The following is a 22,602-nucleotide window of genomic DNA, read 5'->3' as shown; positions in this document are numbered from 1 at the left end:
GCTCGACCAGCGGTGGTCGCTGGCGCGCTGCTCGGGGCACTGCGCACGTCGCCGGGTCTCGACGACGCTCGCTGGCGCTCGCTGCTCGACCAGCGGTGGTCGCTGGCGCGCTGCTCGGGGCACTGCGCACGTCGCCGGGTCTCGACGACGCTCGCTGGCGCTCGCTGCTCGACCAGCGGGGGTCAGCGGGGCTGGCGGGCGAGCTGGCGGGACTGGGCGACGAGGCGGCCGGTGGAGTCCCACACCTCGCAGTCCTCCTCGAACATGCCGCCGGCCATGTTCCGGGTGGCGTGGCGGACCTTGAGCCAGCCGGGCGCAGGTACGGCGCGGACGTGGGCGGTCAGCTCGAGGGTCGGCGCCCAGCCGGGCATGCCGAGGTCGAAGGTGACCGGCGGGAGGGCGTCCACGGCGAGGAGCAGCGAGACCGGGTCCGGCTCGCGGCCGTCGGCGAGCCGGAACCAGGCGGAGATGACGCCGGTGCGGCCGGGCTCGCCGACCGCCCAGCCCACGTGGTCGGGGTGGAAGCGCATGTCGAAGCGCTGCATGAGCGGCGCCGCGCGACGTACCTCCTCGGGCGCCAGCGAGGAGGGCACGCACTCCTCGACCGGCGGCAGGTGCGGCTCCTCGGCGGTGGTGCGGACGTCGTCGCCGAGCCGGATGAGGTCGCCGTACGTCGCGAGCGCGGTGATCCTCGTCTGGTCCCCCTGCCGGAGGTCGGCGGCGACGGTCGCGATGCTGCCGCCGTCGCGGCGGACGTCGAGGGCGACCTCGGCCGGTCCGGCCACCGAGGCGGAGAGGTAGTAGGCGCTCACCGAGAGCGGGTGCGGCTTGGTGGGCAGGTGCTCGCTGATCGCCCGGCCGATGATCGCCAGGAGGTAACCGCCGTTGATGCCGCCGCCGACGTGCCAGCCGTCGGACAGCTCGGCGGCGTACCGGCCGTCCCCGGTGGGCGTGACGGCGGTCTGGGCGTCGTACTCGTGCATGCCCGCGACGCTACCGATCCGGGCGTGCGCGATGATGCCCGGCATGGGCGTGTACGACGAGGGTGGGGAGCCGGACCCGAGGTACACGCTGGCCAACGAACGCACGTTCCTCGCCTGGGTGCGCACCGCGCTGGCGGTGATGGCGGGGGCGGTGGCGATGGACTCGCTGGGGGTGCCGGACCCCGAGTGGCTCCGGCGCACGCTCGTGGTCGTCCTGCTCCTGCTCGGCGGCGGCACCACCGTGCTCGCCTACCGGCGGTGGTCGCTGGTGGAGCGCGCGATGCGGACCGGGCGGCCGCTGCCGCGGTTCGGGCTGGGCGTGGTGATGACCGGCGCGGTGCTGGTCGCGGCCGTGCTGCTGGCCGTGACGCTGGCCGTCTGAGTGCTCGCCGTCGGCTGGGCGAGACACGGCTGAAACAACCGTTCCCTACGGTCCGGCGGGTGATCCTGCAGCCCGGTGCCGGCCCGATCCGGTCCTCGACGTACCTCCCGGCCGCGCCGGACACCGTCCTGTGGGGACGGCTGCCCTGCGCCGCCGACGCGCCGGTGCTGAGCGTCGAGCCGGGGACGGAGGTCACCTTCGACACCGTCAGCCACGAGGGGATCCTCGAGGACCAGGGGCGCGACCCCGAGCGGTTCTTCGGCGAGCACGACGCGGGCGAGGTGCTCCGGGACGCGGTGGCGATCGCGGCGAGCGACCTGCCGCGCACCTTCGGCGTGGACGGTCCGCACGTGGTCAGCCGGCCCGTCCGGGTCGAGGGCGCCCGGCCCGGTGACCTGCTGGCGATGACGCTGGTCGAGGCGCTCCCCCGGGTGCCGTACGGCGTCATCTCCAACCGGCACGGGCGGGGGTGCCTGGCCGGTGAGTACCCGCTCGAGGCCGCCGCCTGCTTCTCCGCCTTCGCCACCGTCAGCGAGGACGGGACGCACGGACGGCTGCCGCTGCGGCCCGGCGAGGAGCCGCGGGTGTCGTTCCCGCTGGCGCCGTTCCTGGGGATCATGGGCGTCGCGGTGGCCGGCGACGAGCGGCCGCACTCGGTGCCGCCCGGTCCGCACGGCGGCAACCTCGACATCAACCTCCTGACCGTCGGCTCGACGCTCTACCTGCCGGTGCAGGTCGACGGCGCGCTGGCCTACGTCGGCGACCCGCACTTCGCGCAGGGCTGCGGCGAGGTGTCGCTGACCGCCATGGAAGCGTCGCTGCGGGCGACGGTGCGGCTGGAGGTGGTGCCGCGGGCGGAGGCGGTACGCCGCTTCGGTGAGCTGGCCGGGCCGCTGGCCGAGACGGGCGAGCACCTGGTGCCGACCGGGCTCGACGAGGACCTCGACGTGGCCGTGCAGAACTGCGTGCGCGCCGCGATCGCGCTGCTCGGCGCGGCGTACGGCATGGACCCGGCGCTGGCCTACGCCTACCTCAGCGCCGCGACGGACTTCGAGATCTCGCAGGTCGTGGATGTCGTGAAGGGCGTGCACGCGCGGATCCGGAAGAGTGACTTCTCGTGACCGACTCCCCCGCGGCGCCCTCCGGCGCGGCCAAGCCCGTCCCGCCCGGCCTCGTCGAGGCCTTCTGGGCCTACGAGCGCGCGCTGATGGACGACGACCTCGAGGCCCTCGACCGGCTCTTCGCGTCCGGTCCCACGACCCTGCGCGGCGACGCGGCGGGGCTGCTCGTCGGGCACGACGCGATCAGCGCCTTCCGCGGGCGGCGGGGCGGCGCGCCCCGGCGGCGGATCGTGCAGACGCACGTGCAGACGATCGACGACGACCACGCGCTCGTGGTCGCGGTCACCGAGCTCGAGCGGGGCGGTCGCGGGCAGCAGACCCAGCTGTGGGCGCGGCTCGCCGACGGCTGGCAGGTCACCGCCGCGCACGTCGCCGCGCCCGCGCCCGCGCTCGACACCCGCGTGTGGCGCGTCGTCGGCGACCCGCTCGTGCACGGCTCGGGCTCCGGCCCGCTGGCCGGGGAGTCGGTGGCCGTCAAGGACCTGTACGCCATCGCCGGCCACCGCACCGGTGCCGGCAACCCGGCCTGGCTCGACGCCGCCCCGACCGCCCGCGACCACGCGGACGCGGTGGCCCGCCTCCTCGCCGCGGGCGCCGACGTGCGCGGGATCGCCCGGACCGACGAGCTCGCCTGGTCGCTGGCCGGCACGAACGCGCACACCGGAGCGCCGCCCAACCCGCGCGCGCCGTACCGCGTCCCCGGCGGCTCGACCTCCGGCTCCGCCTCCGCCGTCTCGCTGGGCCACGCCACCATCGGCCTCGGCACCGACACCGGCGGCTCGATCCGGGTGCCGGCGGCGTACCAGGGCCTCTTCGGCATCCGCACCACCACCGGCGCCGTGCCGGTCGACGGGCTGGTCCCGCTCGCCCCGTCGTACGACGCCGTCGGTTGGCTGACGCGCACGGTGGAGCTGCTCGTGGCCGTCGGGGACGTGCTGCTGCCGCCGGCTACGGGCGGGTCGGGCGGGTTCGCGGCTGGCGACGTGGTCGTGGTGCCCGGCCTGGTCGACCTGGCCTCGCCGGAGGTGGCCGCCGCCGTGCGGGCCGTCGTCCCGGCGGGCGCGGGCGAGGAGCACTGGCCGACGGCCGACCTGCCGGCGTGGCTCGACGCGTTCCGGACCGTGCAGGCCTGGGAGGCCTGGCAGTCCCACGGCGCGTGGCTTGAGGGCCGCATGCACGTGCTGGGGCCGGACGTCCGGGCACGGTTCGAGCACGCCCGGACGGTCACGGACGGCCAGGTGTCGGCCGCGCGGGCGGTCGTGGCCGAGGCTCGTGCGGCGGTCCGGTCGCTGGTCGGCGCGCGGGTGCTGCTGCTCCCGTCAGCCTCCTCGGTCGCCCCGCTGCTCGGCGAGGACATGGAACCGGTCCGCGCCGCCACCATGCAGCTGACCTGCCTGGCCGCGCTCGCCGGGCTGCCGGCCGTGTCGGTGCCGACCACCACCGCTCCCGGCGCCGGCGGTCTGCCCGTCGGCGCGTGCCTCGTCGCCGCGCCCGGCCGGGACCGGGACCTGCTGCGGCTCGCGGGCGAGCTGGCGGGGCCGCCGCAATCGCGCAATTGAACGATTGCGACGCGCGAACCGGCCGGTCACCGGTCACAACCGCGCAATTGAACGATTCGTGCGGCACCGAAACGCACGGGCGCGGACCGTAACGCCGCTGAAACGGCGGTTTCGATCCGGCGACACGCCAGCTGCCTAGCTTCAGCCGCTCCAGGGAGGAGCGGACGTGCGGATCGAGCAGCTGAACGCGATGGACGAGGCCGGGGCGGCCGAGGTGGTGCGGCCCTGCGCCGACATCGCCTCGTGGGTCGACGCGGTCGTCGCGGACCGGCCCTACGCGGGCGTCGAGGCGCTCGTCGCGCACGCGGAGGCGCTGACCGCGACGTGGACGGTCGAGGAGGTCGAGCGGGCCCTCGCCGACCACCCGCGGATCGGTGAGCGGCACGCCGGGAGCGGCGCGAGCGCGGAGATGTCGCGGCGCGAGCAGTCCCGCGTCGGCTCGGACGCCGGGGACGAGGCCGGGGCCCAGGAGCGGATCGCCGCCGGCAACGCGGCGTACGAGGAGCGCTTCGGTCGGGTCTTCCTCGTCCGGGCCGCGGGTCGCAGCGCCGGGGAGGTCCTCGAGCAGCTCGAGCAGCGCCTGGGCAACGACCCGGCCACCGAGCTCGAGGTCACGCGGGCCCAGCTCGCCGAGATCGCCGTGCTGCGGCTGAGGGGGCTCTTCTCGTGACCACCCTGTCCACCCACGTGCTCGACGCCGGGGCGGGCGCGCCCCGCGCGGACCTCGAGGTCGTCCTCGCCACCGGCGCCGGCGCCGAGCTGGAGCGGGCGCGCACCGACGCAGACGGACGGATCCGGTTCGTGACCGTGCTCGACGGCGGGCACCACGCGCTGACGTTCGCGACGGCGACCGCCTTCCACCCCGTCGTGCGGGTCGACCTCACCGTCGACGGAGCCGAGCCGCACCACCACGTCGCGCTGCTGCTGAGCCCGTTCGCCTACACCACCTACAAGGGGAGCTGAGCGATGGCCACGGGCGACGTCGTCCTCGGGGAGAACCAGTACGGCAAGGCCGAGTGCCGCCTGGTCCGCGTCGACCGCGAGGGCTCGACGGGCTCGACCAGCGGGAAGCACCGGATCACCGACCTCACCGTCACCAGCCAGCTCCGCGGCGACTTCGCGGCCTGCCACACCGACGGCGACAACAGCCAGGTCGTCGCCACCGACACCCAGAAGAACACCGTCTACGCCTTCGCCCGCGACGGCATCGGGGCTCCCGAGGAGCTCCTGCTGCGGCTCGCCGAGCACTTCACGACCGGGTTCCCCTGGGTCGACGGCGGGCGCTGGGAGGCGCAGCAGCACTCCTGGGACCGCATCGAGGTCGGCGGCGAGCCGCACGACCACTCCTTCGTGCGCACCGGGCGCGAGACGCGCACGACGCTGGTGCAGCGCGACGGGGACGAGGTGTTCGTGCTGGCCGGCCTGCGCGACCTGACGGTGCTGAAGTCGACCGGGTCGGAGTTCGCCGGCTTCCCCCGCGACCGCTACACGACCCTGCCCGAGACCGACGACCGGATACTCGCCACCGACGTGACGGCCTGGTGGCGCTACGCCGAGCTGCCGCCGGGGTCGGACGGCTCGAACGGCTTCGACGCGACGTACGCCGCGGTGCGCGACCTGCTGCTCGAGACCTTCGCCGACCTGCACTCGCTCGCGCTGCAGCAGACGATCTTCGCGATGGGCAAGGCCGTCCTCGAGGCGTTCCCCGGCATCGCCGAGGTCCGGCTCTCGTGCCCGAACAACCACCACTTCCTCGTCGACCTCGCACCGTTCGGGCTGGACAACCCCGGCGAGGTCTTCCTCGCCGCGGACCGCCCCTACGGGCTGATCCAGGCGACGGTCCAGCGCGAGGGCGAGGCCCGCGAGCCCCGCGCGTGGGCCACGGTCGCGGGGTTCGCGTGAGCACCGGGGCCGGCACCGCGGAGCAGTACGCCGCCGTGCGCGCGCGGCAGGTGCTCGTCGACGGCGCGCTCCGGCCGGCCACCGTGACGATCGCCGCGGGCCAGGTCAGCGGGATCGAGCCGTTCGACCACCCGGTCGTCGGCCCGGTGCTCGACGTGCCGGAGGCGGCGTACCTCCTGCCGGGCGCGGTCGACACCCACGTCCACGTCAACGAGCCGGGACGCACCCACTGGGAGGGCTTCGCCACCGCCACGCGGGCGGCGCACGCCGGCGGCGTGACGACGCTCGTCGACATGCCGCTCAACTCGCTGCCGCCGACCACCAGCGTCGGGGCGCTGCACGCCAAGCAGGCCGCGGCGGCGGGGCAGCTCGCCGTGGACGTGGCGTTCTGGGGCGGCGCCGTGCCCGGCAACGTCGCCGACCTGGAGCCGCTCCACGACGCGGGCGTCCTGGGCTTCAAGTGCTTCCTGTCACCCTCCGGCGTGGAGGAGTTCCCGCCGCTGGACGCGGTCGGGTTCAAGACGGCGCTCGCGGAGGTGGCCCGGCTGGGCAGCCTGATGGTCGTCCACGCCGAGGACGCGGACGTCCTCGGCGCCGCGCCGCACCCGCCGAGCCGGGCGTACGCCGACTTCCTGCTCTCCCGGCCCGACGAGGCCGAGACCGCGGCGGTACGTCGCGTGCTGGACGGCGCGCGGGAGACCGGCGCCCGGGTGCACGTGCTGCACCTCTCCAGCGCCCGGGCCCTCGACCTGCTCGCCGACGCGCGCGCGGAGGGCGTCCCGGTCACCGTCGAGACCTGCCCGCACTACCTCTGCCTGGAGGCCGCGGCGATCCCCGACGCGGCGCCGGAGTTCAAGTGCTGCCCGCCGATCCGCGACGCGGCCAACCGCGACCTGCTGTGGCAGGGACTCCTCGACGGCGTCGTCGACGTGGTCGTCTCCGACCACTCCCCCGCGACCGCCGAGGAGAAGCACCGCGGCGACGGCGACCTCCAGCAGGCGTGGGGCGGCGTCGCCGGGCTGCAGGTCGGGTTCACCGCGGTCGCGGCGGAGGCGGCAGCGCGCGGCATCGGGATCGAGCGGGTCGCGGCGTGGATGTCGACCGGCACCGCCGACCTCGTCGGGCTCACCGGCAAGGGGCGGATCGCCGTCGGTGCCGACGCCGACCTGGTCGTCCACGACCCGAGAGCCACGACCGACGTCCGCGCCGAGGCGCTGGCGCACCGCAACCCGATCAGCGCCTACGACGGGCTGTCCCTGGCCGGCCGGGTCGTCGCGACCCTGGTGCGCGGCCGCCCGGCGGTCGACCACGAGCACGGCCGGATGCTGCGGAGGAGCGCATGAGCGGCCAGGTCCACCCGCCGCCGCGGCTGCTGATGGGGCCCGGCCCGGTCAACGCCGACCCGCGGGTGCTCCGAGCGATGTCGGCGCAGCTGGTCGGCCAGTACGACCCCGCGATGACGGCGTACATGAACGAGACGATGGCGCTCTACCGCGAGGTCTTCCGCACCGCCAACGAGCAGACGTTCCTCGTCGACGGCACCTCGCGCGCCGGGATCGAGGCGGCCCTGGTCAGCCTCCTCGAGCCGGGCGACCGGGTGCTCGTGCCGGTCTTCGGCCGGTTCGGCCACCTGCTCGTGGAGATCGCGGAGCGGTGCGGGGCCGAGGTGCACACCACCGAGGTGGCCTGGGGGCAGGTGGTCGCGCCCGAGCAGCTGGAGGCGGCCGTCGCCGCCGTCCGGCCCCGGCTCGTCGCGGTCGTCCAGGGGGACACCTCGACCACGATGTGCCAGCCGCTCGCGGACCTCGGGGAGATCTGCCGGCGGCACGACGCGCTGCTCTACTGCGACGCCACCGCGAGCCTGGGCGGCAACCTCTTCGAGGCCGACGCGTGGGGCGTCGACGTGGCCACCGCCGGGCTGCAGAAGTGCCTCGGCGGCCCGTCGGGCAGCGCGCCGATCACCGTCTCCGACCGCGCCGCCGCGGCGATCGACGCCCGCAAGCACGTCGAGGCGGGCATCCGCGCGGACGGCGAGCAGGGCCGGGGCGTGCGGATCGCCAGCAACTACCTCGACCTCGCGCAGGTGATGGACTACTGGGGCCCGCGCCGGCTCAACCACCACACCGAGGCCACGACCATGCTGTACGGCGCCCGCGAGTGCGCGCGCCTGCTCGTCGAGGAGGGGCTGGCGGCGGCCGTCGACCGGCACGCCCTGCACGGCCGCGCGATGCTCGAGGGCGTCCGCGGTCTCGGCCTGGCGGTCTTCGGCGACGTCGCCCACAAGATGCACAACGTCGTGGCGGTCGAGGTCCCCGACGGCGTGGACGGCGACGCCGCGCGCGCCGTCCTGCTCGAGGACTTCGGCATCGAGATCGGCACGTCCTTCGGCCCCCTCCACGGGCGGGTCTGGCGGATCGGCACGATGGGCCACAACGCCCGCCGCGACGCCGTCCTCACCACGCTCGCCGCGCTGGAGCAGGTGCTGCGCGCGGCCGGGGTGCCGGTCACCGCTGGCGGCGGGGTCGGCGCGGCGCGCGAGGTCTACGCGTGAGCGCCGAGCGGGCGCTGGCCCGCTGCGACGAGCTCGCCGCCCTCAGCAGCCGCCCCGACGCCGTCGAGCGGCTCCACCTCACCACCGAGCACGCCCGCGCCAACGCCCTGGTCGCCGGCTGGATGGAGGCGGCCGGGCTGCGGGCGTGGCAGGACGCCGCGGGCAACCAGTGCGGCCGCCGCGAGGGGCCCGTGCCGGGGATGCCCGCCCTGCTTCTCGGCTCCCACCTCGACACCGTCCCCGACGCCGGGAGGTACGACGGCCCGCTCGGCGTCGTCATGGCGCTGGAGGTGGCCGCGCGGCTGCGGGGCCGCGAGCTGCCCTTCGCGCTCGAGGTGGTGGGCTTCGGCGACGAGGAGGGCGCCCGGTTCGGGACCGCCCTGCTCGGTAGCCGCGCATTGGCCGGCACCTGGGACCCGGCCTGGTGGGACCTGGTCGACCGCGACGGGACGACGCTGCGGCAGGCGTTCCACGACTTCGGCCTCGACCCGGCCCGCGTCGGCGAGGCCGGCCGGCGGCCCGAGGAGCTGGTCGGCTACCTCGAGGCGCACATCGAGCAGGGGCCGCACCTGGAGGCGGCCAACGCCTCGCTGGGCTACGTCACCACGATCGCCGGCGCGCGGCGGTTCGCGCTGACCGTGCTCGGCGAGGCGCGGCACGCCGGCGGGACGCCGTACTCCCGGCGGCGCGACGCGCTGGTGGGCGCCAGCGAGGTCGTCACCGCGGTCGAGCGGCTCGCGCGGGCGACCGGCGACCACGGCTGCATCGCCACCGTCGGTCGGCTCGAGGTCTCCCCCGGTGCGGTGAACGTCGTGCCCGGACGCGCCGACCTGACCCTCGACCTGCGCGCGGCGACCGACGCCGAGCGGGACGCCATGTGGGAGGTCGTGCGGGCCGAGGCCGAGGCGATCTGCACCGCGCGCGGCCTCTCCCTGCACGTGGTCGAGACCCACGCCGCCCCGGCCGCCCCGTGCGCGCCGTGGCTGCAGCGCGCGGTCGTCGCCGGGATCGCGACCACCGGCGACACCGACCCGCTGGGGCTGTGGAGCCGGGCGGGCCACGACGCGATGGCGGTCGCGGCCGTGACCGGCGTCGGGATGCTCTTCCTCCGCTGCTCCGACGGGATCAGCCACCACCCCGACGAGGACGTGCGCAGCGTCGACGTGGCGCGCGGCATCGACGCGCTGGAGCAGGCCGTCCTCGCGGTCGCCGCGGCCGTCGGCGAGCGGGGTGCCGCGTGAGGATCGACGAGCGGATCGCGCAGCACCACGGCGGGCTGTCGCCGCAGGAGCGCAAGGCCGCGGCCACCCTGCTCGAGCACCTCGACGACCTCGCGACGTACCGCGCCGCCGAGCTCGCCGCCCTCGCCGGCGTCTCCAAGGCCACGATGAGCCGGCTCTTCCGCAGCCTGGGCTTCGCCGACTTCGACGAGGTCCGCGAGCACCTGCGTGCGCTCCGCACCGCCGGCGAGCCGCGGCGCGTCGACGGCAGTCCCGACCTCGCCGTGCACGCCGCCGCGGAGGGCGACGCGATCATCCGGGCGGTGCACCAGCCGGCGCTGGCCCAGGCCGCCCGGGTCCTCGCGGGCGCCGGCCGGCTGCTCGTGGTCGGGTGGCGCAACAGCCACCCCGTCGCGCTGCACCTGCGCCAGCAGCTGGTCCAGGCCCGCTCCTCGGTCACGCTCGCGCCGCTGCCCGGCCAGGTGATGGGCGAGGAGCTGGCCGACCTCGGCCGCGGCGACGCCGTGGTGGTGCTCGGCTTCCGGCGACGGCCCCGCGGCTTCGCGGAGTTCCTCGAGGCGGCGTGCGCGACCGGCGCGACCGTCGTCCTCGTCGCCGACCCGACCGCGCTGCCGCTCGCCGGCCGCGTGGACGTCTGGGTGGAGTGCCCGGTGCAGAGCGGGCTGGCCTTCGACAGCTACGCCGCGGCGATGAGCGTGGTCAGCGTGCTCGCCGACGGCGTCCTCTCCGGCCGCGGACGACCGGCGCGGGAACGGGTCGGCGCGATCAGCCGCACCTACGACCTGCTCGGGGAGGTCGAGGCCTGATGGACCTGCACACCGTGACCTCCTTCCGCCGCCCCGCCGACCGCGACGGGCTCCGGCTCGTCCCCGGGGAGGCGCTGCTCGGCGGCGGCACCTGGCTCTTCTCCGAGCCGCAGCCCGCGACCACCGGGCTGGTGGACCTCACCACGCTCGGGTGGCCGGCCGTCGAGCTGCTCGAGGACGGCACGCTCCGGGTGGGCGCCACCTGCACCGTCGCCGAGCTGGTCTCCTCCCCGCTGCTGGGCCCGCTCGCCCCGCTGGTGCGGTCCGCGGCGGACGCGTTCCTGATGTCGTTCAAGATCCAGCACGCCGCGACCGTCGGCGGCAACATCGCGCTCGCCCTCCCGGCCGGCGCGATGATCTCGCTGACCGCCGCCCTGGGCGGCACCGCGGTGGTGTGGACCCCGGACGGCGGCGAGCGCCGCGAGCCGGTGGCCGAGCTGGTCCGCGGCGTGCGCGCCACCTCGCTGGCCCCCGGCGAGGTGCTGCGCGCGGTCGACGTGCCCCTGGTCGAGCGGCAGGCGCCCACCGCGTTCCGCCGGGCCGCGCTCACCCCGCACGGCCGGTCCTCGGCCGTCGTCATCGGCGTCGGCGACCGCATCACGGTCACCGCCGCCACCACCCGCCCCGTGGTGCTCGCCGCGGACCGGATCGAGGAGGGCCTGGCCGCCGTGGACTGCTGGTACGACGACCCGCACGGCGCCTCGGACTGGCGCGCCGACGTCACCGCCGTGCTCGCCCGCCAGGTGGCCCGGGAGCTGGCCGGTGCGCCGGCCGGGGAGGTGCACCGATGATCGTCGACGGCACGCCGGTCACCGGCGACCCCGCCCCCGGCCAGTGCCTGCGCACCTGGCTGCGCGAGCTCGGCAACACCTCGGTGAAGAAGGGCTGCGACGCCGGCGACTGCGGCGCCTGCTCGGTGCTCGTCGACGGCCGGCCCGTGCACTCCTGCGTCCACCCCGCCGTCCGCGCGGTCGGCCGCGAGGTGACCACGGTCCGGGGCCTCGGCACGCCGGAGGAGCCCGGGCCGGTGCAGCAGCGGTTCCTCGACGCGCAGGGCTTCCAGTGCGGCTTCTGCACCGCGGGGTACGTCGTCACCGCCTCCGCGCTCGCCGAGCCGGACGGCACGGTCACGCGGGAGGACCTCGAGGCGACGTTCAAGGGCAACCTGTGCCGCTGCACCGGCTACCGCTCGATCCGCGACGCCCTCGCCGGGAAGACCAACGTCTCCTCGTGCGGCGGCGGCCGGGCCTTCGGCCGCTCCACCCCTGCACCCGCCGCTCGACGCGTGGTGACCGGGTGGGAGGACTACACCCTCGACCTGCCGCTCGACGGGGTGCTGTACCTCGCGCTGCTGACCAGCCCGCACGCCCACGCCCGGGTCGTCCGCATCGACACCGCCCGCGCGGCGGCGCTGCCCGGCGTACGCCTCGTCCTCACCCACCGCGACGTCCCCGACGTCCTCTACTCCACCGGACGGCACGCCAGCCGGCTCGACGACCCCGACGACACCCGGATGCTGGACGACGTCGTCCGGTTCCGCGGCCAGCGCGTAGCCGCGGTCGTCGCCGAGTCGGTCGCGGTCGCCGAGCACGCGGTCGCCCTGCTCGAGGTGGAGTACGACGTGCTGCCGGCCGTCCACGACCCCGAGGAGTCCCGGCGGCCCGGCTCGCCGCTCGTGCACGGCGAGAAGTCGGCCGCCCGCTCCCGGATCTCCGAGCCCGCACGCAACGTGGTGGCCCAGACCCACGGCGAGGTCGGCGACGTGGCGGCCGGGCTGGCCTCCGCCGCCCACCGCGTCTCCGGCACCTGGCGCACCGGCCGGGTCACCCACGCGGCGCTCGAGACCCACGGCGCGCGCGGCTGGCTCGACGAGGACGGCCGGCTCGTGGTCCGCAGCAGCACCCAGGTGCCGTTCCTGGTGCGCGACGAGCTCGCGCACGTGCTGGGCCTCGAGCGGGACCGGGTGCGGGTGGTGACCGGCCGCGTCGGCGGCGGGTTCGGGGGCAAGCAGGAGATGGTCGTGGAGGACCTCGTGGCGCTGGCCGTCCTGCGCACCGGTGAGCCGGTGCAGCTCGAGCTGACCCGCGAGCAGCAGTTCACGATGGTGCCCGGCCGGCACCCGATGCGGGTCGAGGTCGAGCTCGGCGCCGACACCGACGGGGTGCTGACCGCGATGCGGCTCGACGTGCTGAGCGACACCGGCGCCTACGGCAACCACGGGCCCGGCGTGCTCTTCCACGGCTGCCACGAGTCGGTCGCGCTCTACCGCTGCGCCAACAAGCGCCTCGACGCCGAGGCGGTCTACACCCACAACGTCCCCTCGGGTGCCTTCCGCGGCTACGGGCTCGGCCAGGTCGTCTTCGCGATCGAGTCGGCGCTCGACGAGCTGGCCCGGGAGGTCGGCCTCTCCCCCGCCGAGGTCCGGCGGCGCAACGTGGTGCGGCCCGGCGACGACTTCGTGGTCAACGGCGCGCCGGACACCGACCTGGTGTTCGGCAGCTACGGCCTCGACCAGTGCCTCGACCTCGCCGAGGAGGCGCTCGCCCGCGGCGACGGCGACCCGGCACCGGAGGGCTGGCTGGTCGGCGAGGGGCTGGCCGCCGCGATGATCGCGACCATCCCGCCACGCGGCCACCACGCCGACGCGACGGTCGCCTGCGAGCCGGACGGCACGGTCAGCATCGGCGTGGGCACGGCGGAGTTCGGCAACGGCACCGCGACGGTCCACGTCCAGCTGGTCGCCGAGGAGCTCGGCCTGGACCCCGCTCGGGTCCGGCTGCACGCCGGCGACACCGACGCGGCGGCGTACGACACCGGTGCCTACGGGTCGACCGGCTCGGTCGTCGCCGGCAGCGCCGTGCTCGCCGCGGCCCGCGACCTCCGGCGGCGCCTGGCCGCCGGCGAGCCGCCCGACGCCGACGGCCGCGTCGTCGGGCGCGGCGAGCACCACGGGTCGCCCCGCTCGGTCGCCTTCAACGTCCACGGCGTCCGGGTGGCGCTCGACCCCGCCACCGGCGAGCTGCGGATCCTGAGGTCCGTCCAGGCCGTCGACGCCGGCGTGGTCATCAACCCCGAGCAGCTGCGGGGGCAGGTGGAGGGCGGCGTCGCCCAGGGCATCGGCAGCGCGCTCTTCGAGGAGGTCCGGCTCGCCGACGGCGAGGTCACGACGCGGAGCTTCCGCAACTACCGGGTGCCGCAGATGGGCGACCTGCCCGAGACCGAGGTGCGGTACGCCGACACCCACGACGCGCTCGGCCCGCACGGCGCGAAGTCGATGAGCGAGGCGCCGTACAACCCCGTCGCCCCGGCGATCGCGAACGCCGTCCGCGACGCGCTGGGGGCCCGCCCGCACGAGCTGCCGATGAGCCGCGACCGGCTCTGGCGGCTCGCCCGCAACGCCCGTTCCAGCACCCGATCCCCCCAGGAGGACCCATGACCGACCAGGCCTGGCTCGACCGCGCCGTCGCCCTCGCCGTCGAGAACGTCGCGACGGGTGGCGGACCCTTCGGGGCCCTCGTCGTCCGCGACGGCGAGGTGGTCGCCGAGGGCACGAACCGGGTGACCCCCGACCTCGACCCGACCGCGCACGCCGAGGTGGTCGCGATCCGCCGCGCGTGCGCGGTGCTGCGTGACTTCTCGCTGGCCGGGTGCACGCTCTACACCTCCTGCGAGCCGTGCCCGCTGTGCGTCTCGGCGTCCCTGTGGGCGCGGCTGGACCGGGTGGCGTACGCCGCGGACCGCGACGACGCCGCCCGCGGCGGCTTCGACGACCGGGCGTTCTACGACCTGATGGGCGCGGACCGCGCGACCTGGCCGATGGCGGTGGCGGCGGTGCCGGTCGAGGACCGGTTCGCGCCGTTCGAGACCTGGCTCGGGCACGCCGCCCGGACCCACTACTGAGGCGCACGACCGACGGACCCGGCAGTGAAACGAGCGTTTTAACCGCTGCGAAACCTGGAGCGTCCGACCGCGAAATCCCCCGCTCCTAGCGTCCTGCCCACCCGAAGCCGTGCCGGGACGGCGACCACCGCACCACCAGAGACGGAGCACCTCCATGACCTCACGCTCGCGCGCCACTCGTGCCGGGGCCCTCTTCGCCGCCGCGGTCCTCTCGCTGACCGCCTGCGGCTCCGACGACGGCGACGCCGAGGCGGCCGACGGCGGCAGCAGCAGCTCGGGCGGCGGCGACTTCGGCGCGGCGACCCTGCAGCTGTCGTGGATCAAGAACGCCGAGTTCGCCGGTGAGTTCTTCGCCGACAGCGCGGGCTACTACGAGGACGCCGGTTTCAGCTCGGTGAGCATGGACCCCGGCCCGGGCGCCATCGAGACCCTCGTCGCGACCGAGGACGCCGACTTCGGCCTGAGCAACGCGGTGTCCACCGCGCAGGTCATCGCCGAGGAGGACGCGCCGCTGAAGATCGTCGGCACCAAGTTCCAGAAGAACCCCTTCACCATCCTCTCCCTCAAAGACGGTGGCGACATCGCGACCCCCGAGGACCTCGTGGGCAAGAAGATCGGCGTCCAGGCCGGCGGCAACGAGACGCTCTTCGACGCGCTGCTCGAGGTCAACGGGATCGACCCGGCCGACGTGGAGAAGGTGCCGGTCGAGTACGACCCCGCCCCGCTCATCGACGGCGAGGTCGACGGCTTCCTGGCGTACGTCACCAACGAGTCGATCACCGTCCAGGCCCAGGGCATGGAGGTCACCAACCTGCCCTTCGCCGACAACGGGCTGCCGTTCGTCGCGGAGTCGGTCATCACCACCGAGCGGATGATCGAGGAGGAGCCGGACAAGGTGAAGGCCTTCCTCGAGGCCGAGATCCGCGGCTGGCAGGACGCGCTCGCCGACCCCCACGAGGGGGCCCGGATGGCCGTCGAGGAGTACGGCAAGGACCTCGGTCTGGACATGGACAAGGAGCTCGAGCAGTCCGACGTCCAGGCCGGCCTGATCGTGACGCCCGACGTCGAGGCCAACGGCCTGTTCACCATCACCGACGAGCTCATCGACCAGAACCTCGCCACCCTCGAGGCCGCCGGCATCGACATCGAGGCCGACGAGCTGTTCGACCTCTCGCTGCTCACCGAGCTGCTCGAGGAGAAGCCCGAGCTCACCGAGCTCCCCTCCTGACCCGCGCTGCTCCACCCCTCCGTCCACGTCGACGGCCAGCCACCTGAGAGGCACCACATGTCCGACGTCGCCCTGACGTCGACGGACACCGGTGCCGGGGAGGCCACCGCCTCCACCGGCACCGGTGTGCGCATCGACCACCTGACCAAGACCTTCCGGGTCGGCCGCCGCGCGGTCACCGCCCTCGAGGACGCGACCCTGTGGACCGACAAGGGCAGCTTCCTGTCCCTGCTCGGTCCCTCCGGCTGCGGGAAGTCCACGATCCTGCGCATCCTGGCCGGGCTCGAGCAGCCGACCTCGGGCACCGCGCTCGTCGAGGGCCGCACACCCCTGGAGCTGCGCCGCGACCACGAGCTCGGCATCGCGTTCCAGGACTCGGCGCTGCTCCCCTGGCGCTCGGTCGTCTCCAACATCCGGCTGCCCTTCCAGGTCTCGGGCCAGAGGCCGGACGAGGCGCTCGTCGCCGAGCTGATCCGGCTCGTGGGCCTCGAGGGGTTCGAGAAGGCGAAGCCGGCCCAGCTATCCGGCGGCATGCGCCAGCGGGTCTCGATCGCGCGGTCGCTGGTCGTCAAGCCGTCGGTGCTGCTGCTCGACGAGCCGTTCGGCGCGCTCGACGACATGACCCGTCAGCGGCTGAACGTCGAGCTGCTGCGGATCTGGACCGAGAAGCCGGCGACCACGCTGATGGTCACCCACGGCATCTCCGAGGCGATCTTCCTCTCCGACAAGGTCGCGGTGATGAGCGCCCGGCCCGGCCGGGTCAAGGAGGTCATCGACGTCGACCTGCCGCGCCCGCGCACGCCGGACCTGATGCGGACGCCGGAGTTCCACGCGCTGCACGACCGCGCCTCCGAGCTCCTCTTCGGGGAGGAGTGATGAGCACCCCGGGCTCGGGCCGGTCCCTCGCGACAGGGGCCCTCGGGATCCTCGCCCTGGTCGCGCTGTGGTGGGCCGCCGCGCTGACCGTGCTGTCCGGCGTACGCATCCCCACGCCGGACGGCGTCGTCTCCACCGCCGTCGACGACGGCTGGTCCTTCTACTCGCTGCACTTCGGGATGACGCTGCAGGAGGCGGCGGTCGGCTTCGCGTACGGCACGCTCGCCGGCCTCGTCGTCGCCTCGCTCGTCCTGCTGGTGCCGTTCGCCGAGCCGGTGCTGATGCAGGTGGCGGTGATCAGCTACTGCGTGCCGCTGGTGGCCATCGCCCCCGTGCTCTTCATCGTCATCGGCAACCCCGACGAGGGGCAGCGCTCGGGCACCGCGACCGCGCTCGCCGCGCTCTCGGTCTTCTTCACGACCGTCGTCGGCACCGTGCTCGGCCTCCGGTCCGCCGACCGCACCAGCCTCGACGTGGTGCAGGTGTACGGCGGCGGGCGGCTGCGCCAGCTCGTCACCGTCCAGCTCGTCGCGGCGCTGCCGTCGATCCTCGCCGCGCTGCGGATCGGCGCGCCGGCGGCGTTCCTCGGCGCGATCCTCGGCGAGTACGTCGGCGGCGTGCAGCGCGGGGTCGCGCTGGTCCTGAAGATCGCCCAGCAGAACGTCGACGTCGAGCAGGCCTGGGCCGTCGGCATCGGCTGCGCGCTGGTCGCGGGCGGGTGCTACGCCCTCATCGGACTGGTCGGTCGCCTGCTCACGCCGTGGTCGCAGGGGGTCGCCTCGTGAGCGCGCTGCTGCCCGGCGACCTCGGCGCCACGCCGGGGCGGGCCGGGTCCTTCCTGCGGTCGGTGGCGCGCCAGGTGGCGACGATGGCGTTCGTCCTCGTCGTGGTGGTGCTCCTGTGGATCGCCGCGCTGAGGATCTGGGACGTCTCGCCGTACGTCGGCAAGACGCCGTCGGAGGTGTGGACCAGCCTCTTCGGCGAGGACGACTCCGCGGAGCTCCGCTCGGAGATCTGGACGCTGCTCGCCCAGACCCTCACCGACGCCGGGATCGGCTTCGCCGCCGGCATGCTCACCGCGATCCTGCTCGCGGCGGCCATCGTGCGGTACCGCTTCCTCGAGGGCGCGGTCATGCCGGTCGCCCTCGTCCTGCAGACCGTCCCGCTGATCGCGCTGGCACCGATCCTGATCCTGCTGGTCGGCCGCGGGTACGCCGTCGTCGCGATCATGAGCGCCGTCGTCGTGCTCTTCCCGGCGCTGGTGAACATCGTGCTCGGCCTGCGCTCGGTCACCCCTCAGATGCGCGACCTCGTGCTCGTCTACGGCGGCTCGCCGTCCACGGTGCTGCTGCGCGTCGGCTTCCCGTCCGCCCTGCCGGCGCTCTTCGCCTCCGTCCGCATCGCCGTGCCCGGCGCCCTCACCGGAGCGCTGCTGGCCGAGTGGCTCGCCACCGGCAAGGGCATCGGGTACGCCTTGGTCTCGGCCGCGAGCCGCTCGCAGAACGCCCGTGTCTGGGCACTCGTCGTCACCGTCACCGTCACCGCCCTGCTGCTCTACCTGCTCGCCCAGCTCGTCGAGGCAGCCGTCCTCAGCCGCTTCGGCCGCACCGCCACCTCCGCCTGAGTCGCTGGTCGTCGTCGAGACCCGCCCCTGCTGGTCGAGCAGCGAGCGCCGGCCTTCTGTTGGTCGAGCAGCGAGCGCCAGCGAGCGTCGTCGAGACCCGGTGAGGTGCGCAGTGCCTCGGGGTGCGCCCGCTGGTCGAGCAGCGAGCGCTAGCGAGCGTCGTCGAGACCCGGTGAGGTGCGCAGGGCCTGGGGGTGGTCGTCGGGCCGGCTTCCTGATGGTCGAGCAGCGAGCGCTAGCGAGCGTCGTCGAGACCCCGTGAGGTGCGCAGGGCGTCGGGGTGGTCGCCGGGCTGCGGCCGCTGGTCGAGCAGCGAGCCCTGGCGAGCGTCGTCGAGACCCGGTGAGGTGCGCAGGGCCTGGGGGTGGTCGTCGGGCCGCCGGGTCGGCTCGGCTCGAGGCTTCTTTCTCGAGTCGCGTGGTTGCGCGCCGCTGTGGTCGAGGTCCTGGGCGCGGCTGCTTGACGGCTCACGGTCGGCGGGGGTCGACCGCTGTGGTTGCGGTGGAGGAGGGAGCCGCTCGGGTCGGCCTAGGTCCTGCGGTGGAAGGCGACCTTCCCGCCGGGCAGGTGGGTGGTCTCGTAGGTCGGGTCGTGGATCCGGGCGTGGTGCCTGGGGCAGAGGTTGCGGGCGTTGGTCAGGTCGGTCGCGCCGCCTGCGGACCAGGGTTGGTCGTGGTGGGCGTGGCAGAGGTGGGCGGGCCAGTCGCAGCCGTCTGCGGTGCAGGTCGGCTGGGTGAGGTTCAAGCCTCTGCGTTGGGCGCCGGTGAAGAGGCGGGTGGTGCGGCCGAGGTCGAGCAGCTCTGACGTGCTGCCGAGGACGGCGGGGACCAAGCCCGCCTCACAAGCCAGTCTCCGTGCGGTGGCTGCGGAGATGGTGGCGCCGTCTTCGAGGACACCGGGTGCGAGACCACCCATGAGCGAGGCGATGTCCATCGTGACCACCACGGTGGCGTTGAGCCCGCCGAGCTTCGGGACCGAGGTGGTGGGGAGGCGTTCGAGGAGCTCGCAGAACGCGTCACCCATCCGCTCCGGCGACGGGCGCCGCTCGCCCGGCTCGGGCGCGCCTGCTTCCTGGGTGGCTGCCTGATGCTTCGGCGCGGCGAAGGCGAGGAGCGTCTTCTTCAGCATCGCGCCGTGCAGTTCGGGGATCTTGAACTTCCCGACCACCGACCCGCGCCCGTCGGGGCTCATGGTCAGCCACGCGGTCTCCCGGGCCAGGCGCTCCTCGGCCTCCAGGGCGCGGGCGTCGTGTGCCTCGCCGATCTCGGGTGCGACGACGGTGAGGACGTGCTTGGCCAGGACCCGCAACGCCTTGGGGTCACGGTGCCGCGCCTCGGCCAGCAGGTGCTGCTCCGCACGGAGCGGGATGGTCGGGTCGTCCAGGTCGGCGGGGAGCTTGTCGAGGCACTCGGTGATCACGCGAGCGTGGTCGACCGACACATCACCGTCGGCGAGAGCGCTGACCGTCGGGCTGTGGCGGTCGAGGGACTCGGCCAGCCGCATCCGGTGCTTCGCACAGGGCCTCGACTGGCGGGTCTCGACGGCCCACCAGGACGCGGTGTCGGTTGCGCCGACCCGTTCGCCGGCGTGACGACGGTCGGCTTCCGCGGCGAGGCGGAGCTCGAGCGCCTCGACGCGGGCGCGGAGGCGAGCAGCCTCGAGGAGTGTGGCGGTGACGTCGTCATCCGACATCGACCACAGGTGCGACTCGTGTGCTCGGTCGAGGCGGGTGTGGGACTTCGCGACGGCGCGTGACACCACGTGTGCGCTGTGTCGGGAGTCTTTGGCCATGGGTCCACTCAAGCACCGACCACCGACAGTCCCGGTGCTGTTTCCCCAGGTCAGACCACATCGTGGACCAGGAGTTCGGGGACTTTTCGCCGGCCGACGAGGTAGCCGAGGCCCTGCGCACCTCACCGGGTCTCGACGACGCCTCGCTGGCGCTCGGCTGCTCGACCAGCAGGGCGACCTGGCAGCCGGGAGACAGCCGCGACCACCCGCCGTACCCCCTCCCGTCGCTGCCCCCACCCCAACCACCTCTGGCCCGGCAGCCGGAGGCGCGCACGCGAGGCCCTGCGCATCTCACCGGGTCTCGACGACGCCTCGCTGGCGCTCGGCTGCTCGACCAGCAGCAGCCGCCCAGGCTCGCACCTCGCCGGGTCTCGACGACGCCTCGCTGGCGCTCGGCTGCTCGACCGGCGGAGGGCCTGGCTGTCGTCCAGGCGTGACAACCGCGTAACACCGGCGCCCTACGGTCAACGCCGTGAGCCTCGCGACCAGCGTCCACTCGACGCCCGTGCCGGCGGACCCGGCGATCGACGCGATGGTGGCGGCGCTGCCGAAGGTCAGCCTGCACTGCCACCTGATCGGCAGCGTCGCGCCGGAGACGGTGGCGGACCTGGCGCGCAAGCACGGCGTGCCCTTGGAACGGTCGGCCGAGGAGCTCTACGACCACCACAGCTACGAGGACCTCGGGGAGTTCCTGCGGGTGCTCGACGTGGTGGGGTCGCTGATCCGCGACGCGGACGACTTCCACCGGGTGACCTACGAGTCGCTGACGGCCGGTGGGGCCGCCCACGGCGTGCTGTACCGCGAGATCCACCTCAGCCCGCCGGGCCACCCCGGCGTGCCGTACCCGACGATCCTCGACGGCGTCCTCGCCGGCGCCCGCGACGCCGCGACGGACACGGGGATCCGTGCGAACCTCGTCGTCGGCATCTGCCGCGAGCGCAGCGGCGGCGCGGCGGTGGAGCTGGTCGAGCAGGTCGTCGCCCACCGGGTCGACGAGGTGCTCGGGATCGGGCTGGACTACGCCGAGGTCAACGGTCCCCCGGGCCGGTTCGTCGAGGCCTACCGGCTCGCCGAGCGCCACGGCCTCCGGCGTACGGCGCACTCGGAGTCCGGCCCGCCGCACCACGTCGAGGTGCTGCTCGACGAGCTGGGCTGCAGCCGCATCGACCACGGCTACCACGTCGTCGACGACCCGGCGATCACGCGCCGCTGCGTCGAGGAGCGGGTGCCGTTCACGTGCACCCCGGTCAGCAGCGACATCGGCCGCTACTCCGGCAGCGGTGACGGCACGCACCGGAGGATCGCCGAGATGGTCGACGCCGGCCTGCTGGTGACGATCGACTCCGACGACCCGCCGATGTTCGGCACCGACCCCACGCACGACTACCGGGTGCTCGCCCACGCGCTGGGCCACCGCCGCGACCAGCTCGCGACCTTCACCCGCAACGCCGTCGAGGCCTGCTGGCTCGACGACACCGACAAGGCCGCCCTCCTCTCCATCGTGGAGGAGCGGGTGGCCGCCACCCCCGACGCACCGACCACCTCGGAGGCACCCTCGTGACCGACTTCCACGTCCCCACCGTCGACATCAGCGCGTACGTCGGTCACGGCACCGCCGCGGAGCGCGCGGCGGCCGCGGCCGCCTTCGACGAGGCGGCCCGCACCGTCGGGTTCGTCCAGGTCGTCGGGCACGGGGTGCCGACGTCGGTCACCGACGCGTTCGCCGAGGCCCTCGACGAGTTCTTCTTCCTCCCGCTGGAGGTCAAGAAGCAGTACCGCACCCCGCCAGAGGTCAACCGCGGCTACGCACCGCCGAAGACCGAGTCCCTCAGCCTGAGCCTGGGGCTGGCGCCCTCGAACCGGATGCACGACTTCTTCGAGGCCTTCAACGTCGGCGCCGCGGTCTCCGACCACCCCGGGCTCGACCTGCCCGAGGCGGACTACCCCGAGAACACCTGGCCGGCGGAGGCGCAGCACTTCCGCACCGCCGTGTCGGCGTACTTCGACGAGGCCGGCCGGGTCGCCCGCACGCTCACGACGCTGTTCGCGGACGCGCTCGACCTGCCCGAGGGGTTCTTCGAGCGCTACACCGACCACAGCCTCGACGTGCTGCGGATGAACAACTACGCGCTCGAGCCCGGCGAGCTCCAGCTCGACGGCGACCTGACCGGCATGGGCGAGCACACCGACTACGGCATCGTCACCGTGCTGTGGGCCGACCAGGTGGCGGGCCTGCAGGTGCTGGGGCGCGACGGCGGCTGGCACGACGTGCAGCCGGCCGACGGCGCCCTGCTCATCAACCTCGGCGACCTGATGGCGCGCTGGACCAACGAGCGCTGGATGTCGACCCTCCACCGGGTCAAGCCGCCCATCGTCGACGGTCGCGTCGAGCGGCGCCGCAGCGCGGCGTTCTTCCACGACGGCAACATCGACGCGGTCATCGAGACGCTGCCCACCTGCGTCGGCGACGGCTCGGCGTACGCCCCGATCACCGTCGGGGAGCACATCCGCGCCAAGCTCGCCGGCTCCCGGGCCGGCGTCGCCAACGCCGACGCCGAGCGCGAGGCCGCGCGCGTCCTCGCCGCCGCGCACCGGGGGGCCTGAGCCGAGCCCCAAATCACCCCGACGCTCGGGCGCA

21 protein-coding genes are annotated in these 22,602 nt (G+C 74.6%); 19 read left to right on the top strand and 2 right to left on the bottom strand.

Annotated elements, in window-relative coordinates:
- Positions 1-182: 182 nt before the first annotated feature.
- Positions 183-983 (bottom strand): thioesterase family protein, encoded by an 801-nt coding sequence (locus AB0N29_RS01215; protein WP_364863443.1) that lies wholly within the window; start codon positions 981-983, stop codon positions 183-185.
- A gap of 43 nt (positions 984-1,026) precedes the next feature.
- On the opposite strand from AB0N29_RS01215, the gene AB0N29_RS01210 reads away from it, so the two are divergent.
- The 17 genes from AB0N29_RS01210 (at position 1,027) to AB0N29_RS01130 (ending at position 18,173) form a co-directional block, all read left to right on the top strand.
- Entirely contained in the window at positions 1,027-1,365 is a 339-nt protein-coding gene (locus AB0N29_RS01210; protein WP_364863441.1) for a DUF202 domain-containing protein, read from the top strand.
- A 59-nt stretch (positions 1,366-1,424) separates the two neighbouring features.
- A complete protein-coding gene (locus AB0N29_RS01205) occupies positions 1,425-2,486 on the top strand; it encodes an acetamidase/formamidase family protein (protein WP_364863439.1) in 1,062 nt (353 codons plus the stop codon).
- Complete coding sequence (locus tag AB0N29_RS01200) at positions 2,483-4,045, top strand: AtzH-like domain-containing protein (protein ID WP_364863437.1); 1,563 nt, start codon at positions 2,483-2,485, stop codon at positions 4,043-4,045. Before AB0N29_RS01205 ends, AB0N29_RS01200 begins: the two co-directional genes overlap by 4 nt.
- 166 nt (positions 4,046-4,211) lie before the next feature.
- Positions 4,212-4,715, top strand: a complete 504-nt coding sequence (uraD, locus tag AB0N29_RS01195; protein WP_364863435.1) for a 2-oxo-4-hydroxy-4-carboxy-5-ureidoimidazoline decarboxylase — start codon at positions 4,212-4,214, stop codon at positions 4,713-4,715.
- Positions 4,712-5,008, top strand: coding sequence for a hydroxyisourate hydrolase (locus AB0N29_RS01190; protein WP_364863433.1), 297 nt, complete (start codon positions 4,712-4,714; stop codon positions 5,006-5,008). Before uraD ends, AB0N29_RS01190 begins: the two co-directional genes overlap by 4 nt.
- A gap of 3 nt (positions 5,009-5,011) precedes the next feature.
- Positions 5,012-5,947 carry a factor-independent urate hydroxylase gene (gene pucL / locus AB0N29_RS01185; RefSeq protein WP_364863431.1) on the top strand — a complete coding sequence of 312 codons (936 nt, stop codon included), beginning with the start codon at positions 5,012-5,014 and terminating at the stop codon, positions 5,945-5,947.
- Entirely contained in the window at positions 5,944-7,290 is a 1,347-nt protein-coding gene (gene allB, locus AB0N29_RS01180; protein ID WP_364863429.1) for an allantoinase AllB, read from the top strand. Before pucL ends, allB begins: the two co-directional genes overlap by 4 nt.
- The gene (locus AB0N29_RS01175; RefSeq protein WP_302270033.1) at positions 7,287-8,498 is read left to right on the top strand and encodes an alanine--glyoxylate aminotransferase family protein; all 1,212 of its coding nucleotides are present in this window, start codon (positions 7,287-7,289) and stop codon (positions 8,496-8,498) included. The genes allB and AB0N29_RS01175 overlap by 4 nt, the downstream gene beginning before the upstream one ends.
- Positions 8,495-9,739, top strand: coding sequence for an allantoate amidohydrolase (locus AB0N29_RS01170; protein WP_364863426.1), 1,245 nt, complete (start codon positions 8,495-8,497; stop codon positions 9,737-9,739). Before AB0N29_RS01175 ends, AB0N29_RS01170 begins: the two co-directional genes overlap by 4 nt.
- Positions 9,736-10,545 (top strand): MurR/RpiR family transcriptional regulator, encoded by an 810-nt coding sequence (locus AB0N29_RS01165; protein ID WP_364863424.1) that lies wholly within the window; start codon positions 9,736-9,738, stop codon positions 10,543-10,545. The genes AB0N29_RS01170 and AB0N29_RS01165 overlap by 4 nt, the downstream gene beginning before the upstream one ends.
- Complete coding sequence (locus AB0N29_RS01160; RefSeq protein ID WP_364863422.1) at positions 10,545-11,336, top strand: FAD binding domain-containing protein; 792 nt, start codon at positions 10,545-10,547, stop codon at positions 11,334-11,336. Before AB0N29_RS01165 ends, AB0N29_RS01160 begins: the two co-directional genes overlap by 1 nt.
- The gene (locus tag AB0N29_RS01155; RefSeq protein WP_364863420.1) at positions 11,333-13,981 is read left to right on the top strand and encodes a molybdopterin cofactor-binding domain-containing protein; all 2,649 of its coding nucleotides are present in this window, start codon (positions 11,333-11,335) and stop codon (positions 13,979-13,981) included. The genes AB0N29_RS01160 and AB0N29_RS01155 overlap by 4 nt, the downstream gene beginning before the upstream one ends.
- Entirely contained in the window at positions 13,978-14,445 is a 468-nt protein-coding gene (locus AB0N29_RS01150; protein WP_302270025.1) for a nucleoside deaminase, read from the top strand. The genes AB0N29_RS01155 and AB0N29_RS01150 overlap by 4 nt, the downstream gene beginning before the upstream one ends.
- Before the next feature lie 154 nt (positions 14,446-14,599).
- Entirely contained in the window at positions 14,600-15,673 is a 1,074-nt protein-coding gene (locus tag AB0N29_RS01145; RefSeq protein ID WP_364863417.1) for an ABC transporter substrate-binding protein, read from the top strand.
- A 57-nt stretch (positions 15,674-15,730) separates the two neighbouring features.
- Positions 15,731-16,549 carry an ABC transporter ATP-binding protein gene (locus AB0N29_RS01140; protein ID WP_364863415.1) on the top strand — a complete coding sequence of 273 codons (819 nt, stop codon included), beginning with the start codon at positions 15,731-15,733 and terminating at the stop codon, positions 16,547-16,549.
- Positions 16,549-17,334: an ABC transporter permease subunit gene (locus AB0N29_RS01135; RefSeq protein ID WP_364863413.1), complete on the top strand. Its 786-nt coding sequence runs from the start codon at positions 16,549-16,551 to the stop codon at positions 17,332-17,334. The genes AB0N29_RS01140 and AB0N29_RS01135 overlap by 1 nt, the downstream gene beginning before the upstream one ends.
- Positions 17,331-18,173 (top strand): ABC transporter permease subunit, encoded by an 843-nt coding sequence (locus AB0N29_RS01130; protein WP_364863411.1) that lies wholly within the window; start codon positions 17,331-17,333, stop codon positions 18,171-18,173. Before AB0N29_RS01135 ends, AB0N29_RS01130 begins: the two co-directional genes overlap by 4 nt.
- Positions 18,174-18,701: 528 nt before the next feature.
- Here AB0N29_RS01130 and AB0N29_RS01125 read toward each other — a convergent pair.
- Positions 18,702-19,865, bottom strand: coding sequence for a DUF222 domain-containing protein (locus tag AB0N29_RS01125; protein WP_364863409.1), 1,164 nt, complete (start codon positions 19,863-19,865; stop codon positions 18,702-18,704).
- 571 nt (positions 19,866-20,436) lie between these two features.
- Between AB0N29_RS01125 and add the strand changes: the two genes are divergently transcribed.
- The gene (gene add, locus AB0N29_RS01120) at positions 20,437-21,525 is read left to right on the top strand and encodes an adenosine deaminase (RefSeq protein ID WP_364863407.1); all 1,089 of its coding nucleotides are present in this window, start codon (positions 20,437-20,439) and stop codon (positions 21,523-21,525) included.
- Positions 21,522-22,568, top strand: a complete 1,047-nt coding sequence (locus AB0N29_RS01115) for a 2-oxoglutarate and iron-dependent oxygenase domain-containing protein (RefSeq protein ID WP_364863405.1) — start codon at positions 21,522-21,524, stop codon at positions 22,566-22,568. The genes add and AB0N29_RS01115 overlap by 4 nt, the downstream gene beginning before the upstream one ends.
- Positions 22,569-22,602: the final 34 nt, after the last annotated feature.

It is taken from the genome of Nocardioides sp. NPDC092400 (assembly GCF_040684155.1).
In the GTDB taxonomy this organism is placed as follows: domain Bacteria; phylum Actinomycetota; class Actinomycetes; order Propionibacteriales; family Nocardioidaceae; genus Nocardioides.
Note: the sequence above shows the minus strand (reverse complement) of the source record. Positions and strands in the feature narration are given on the sequence as shown.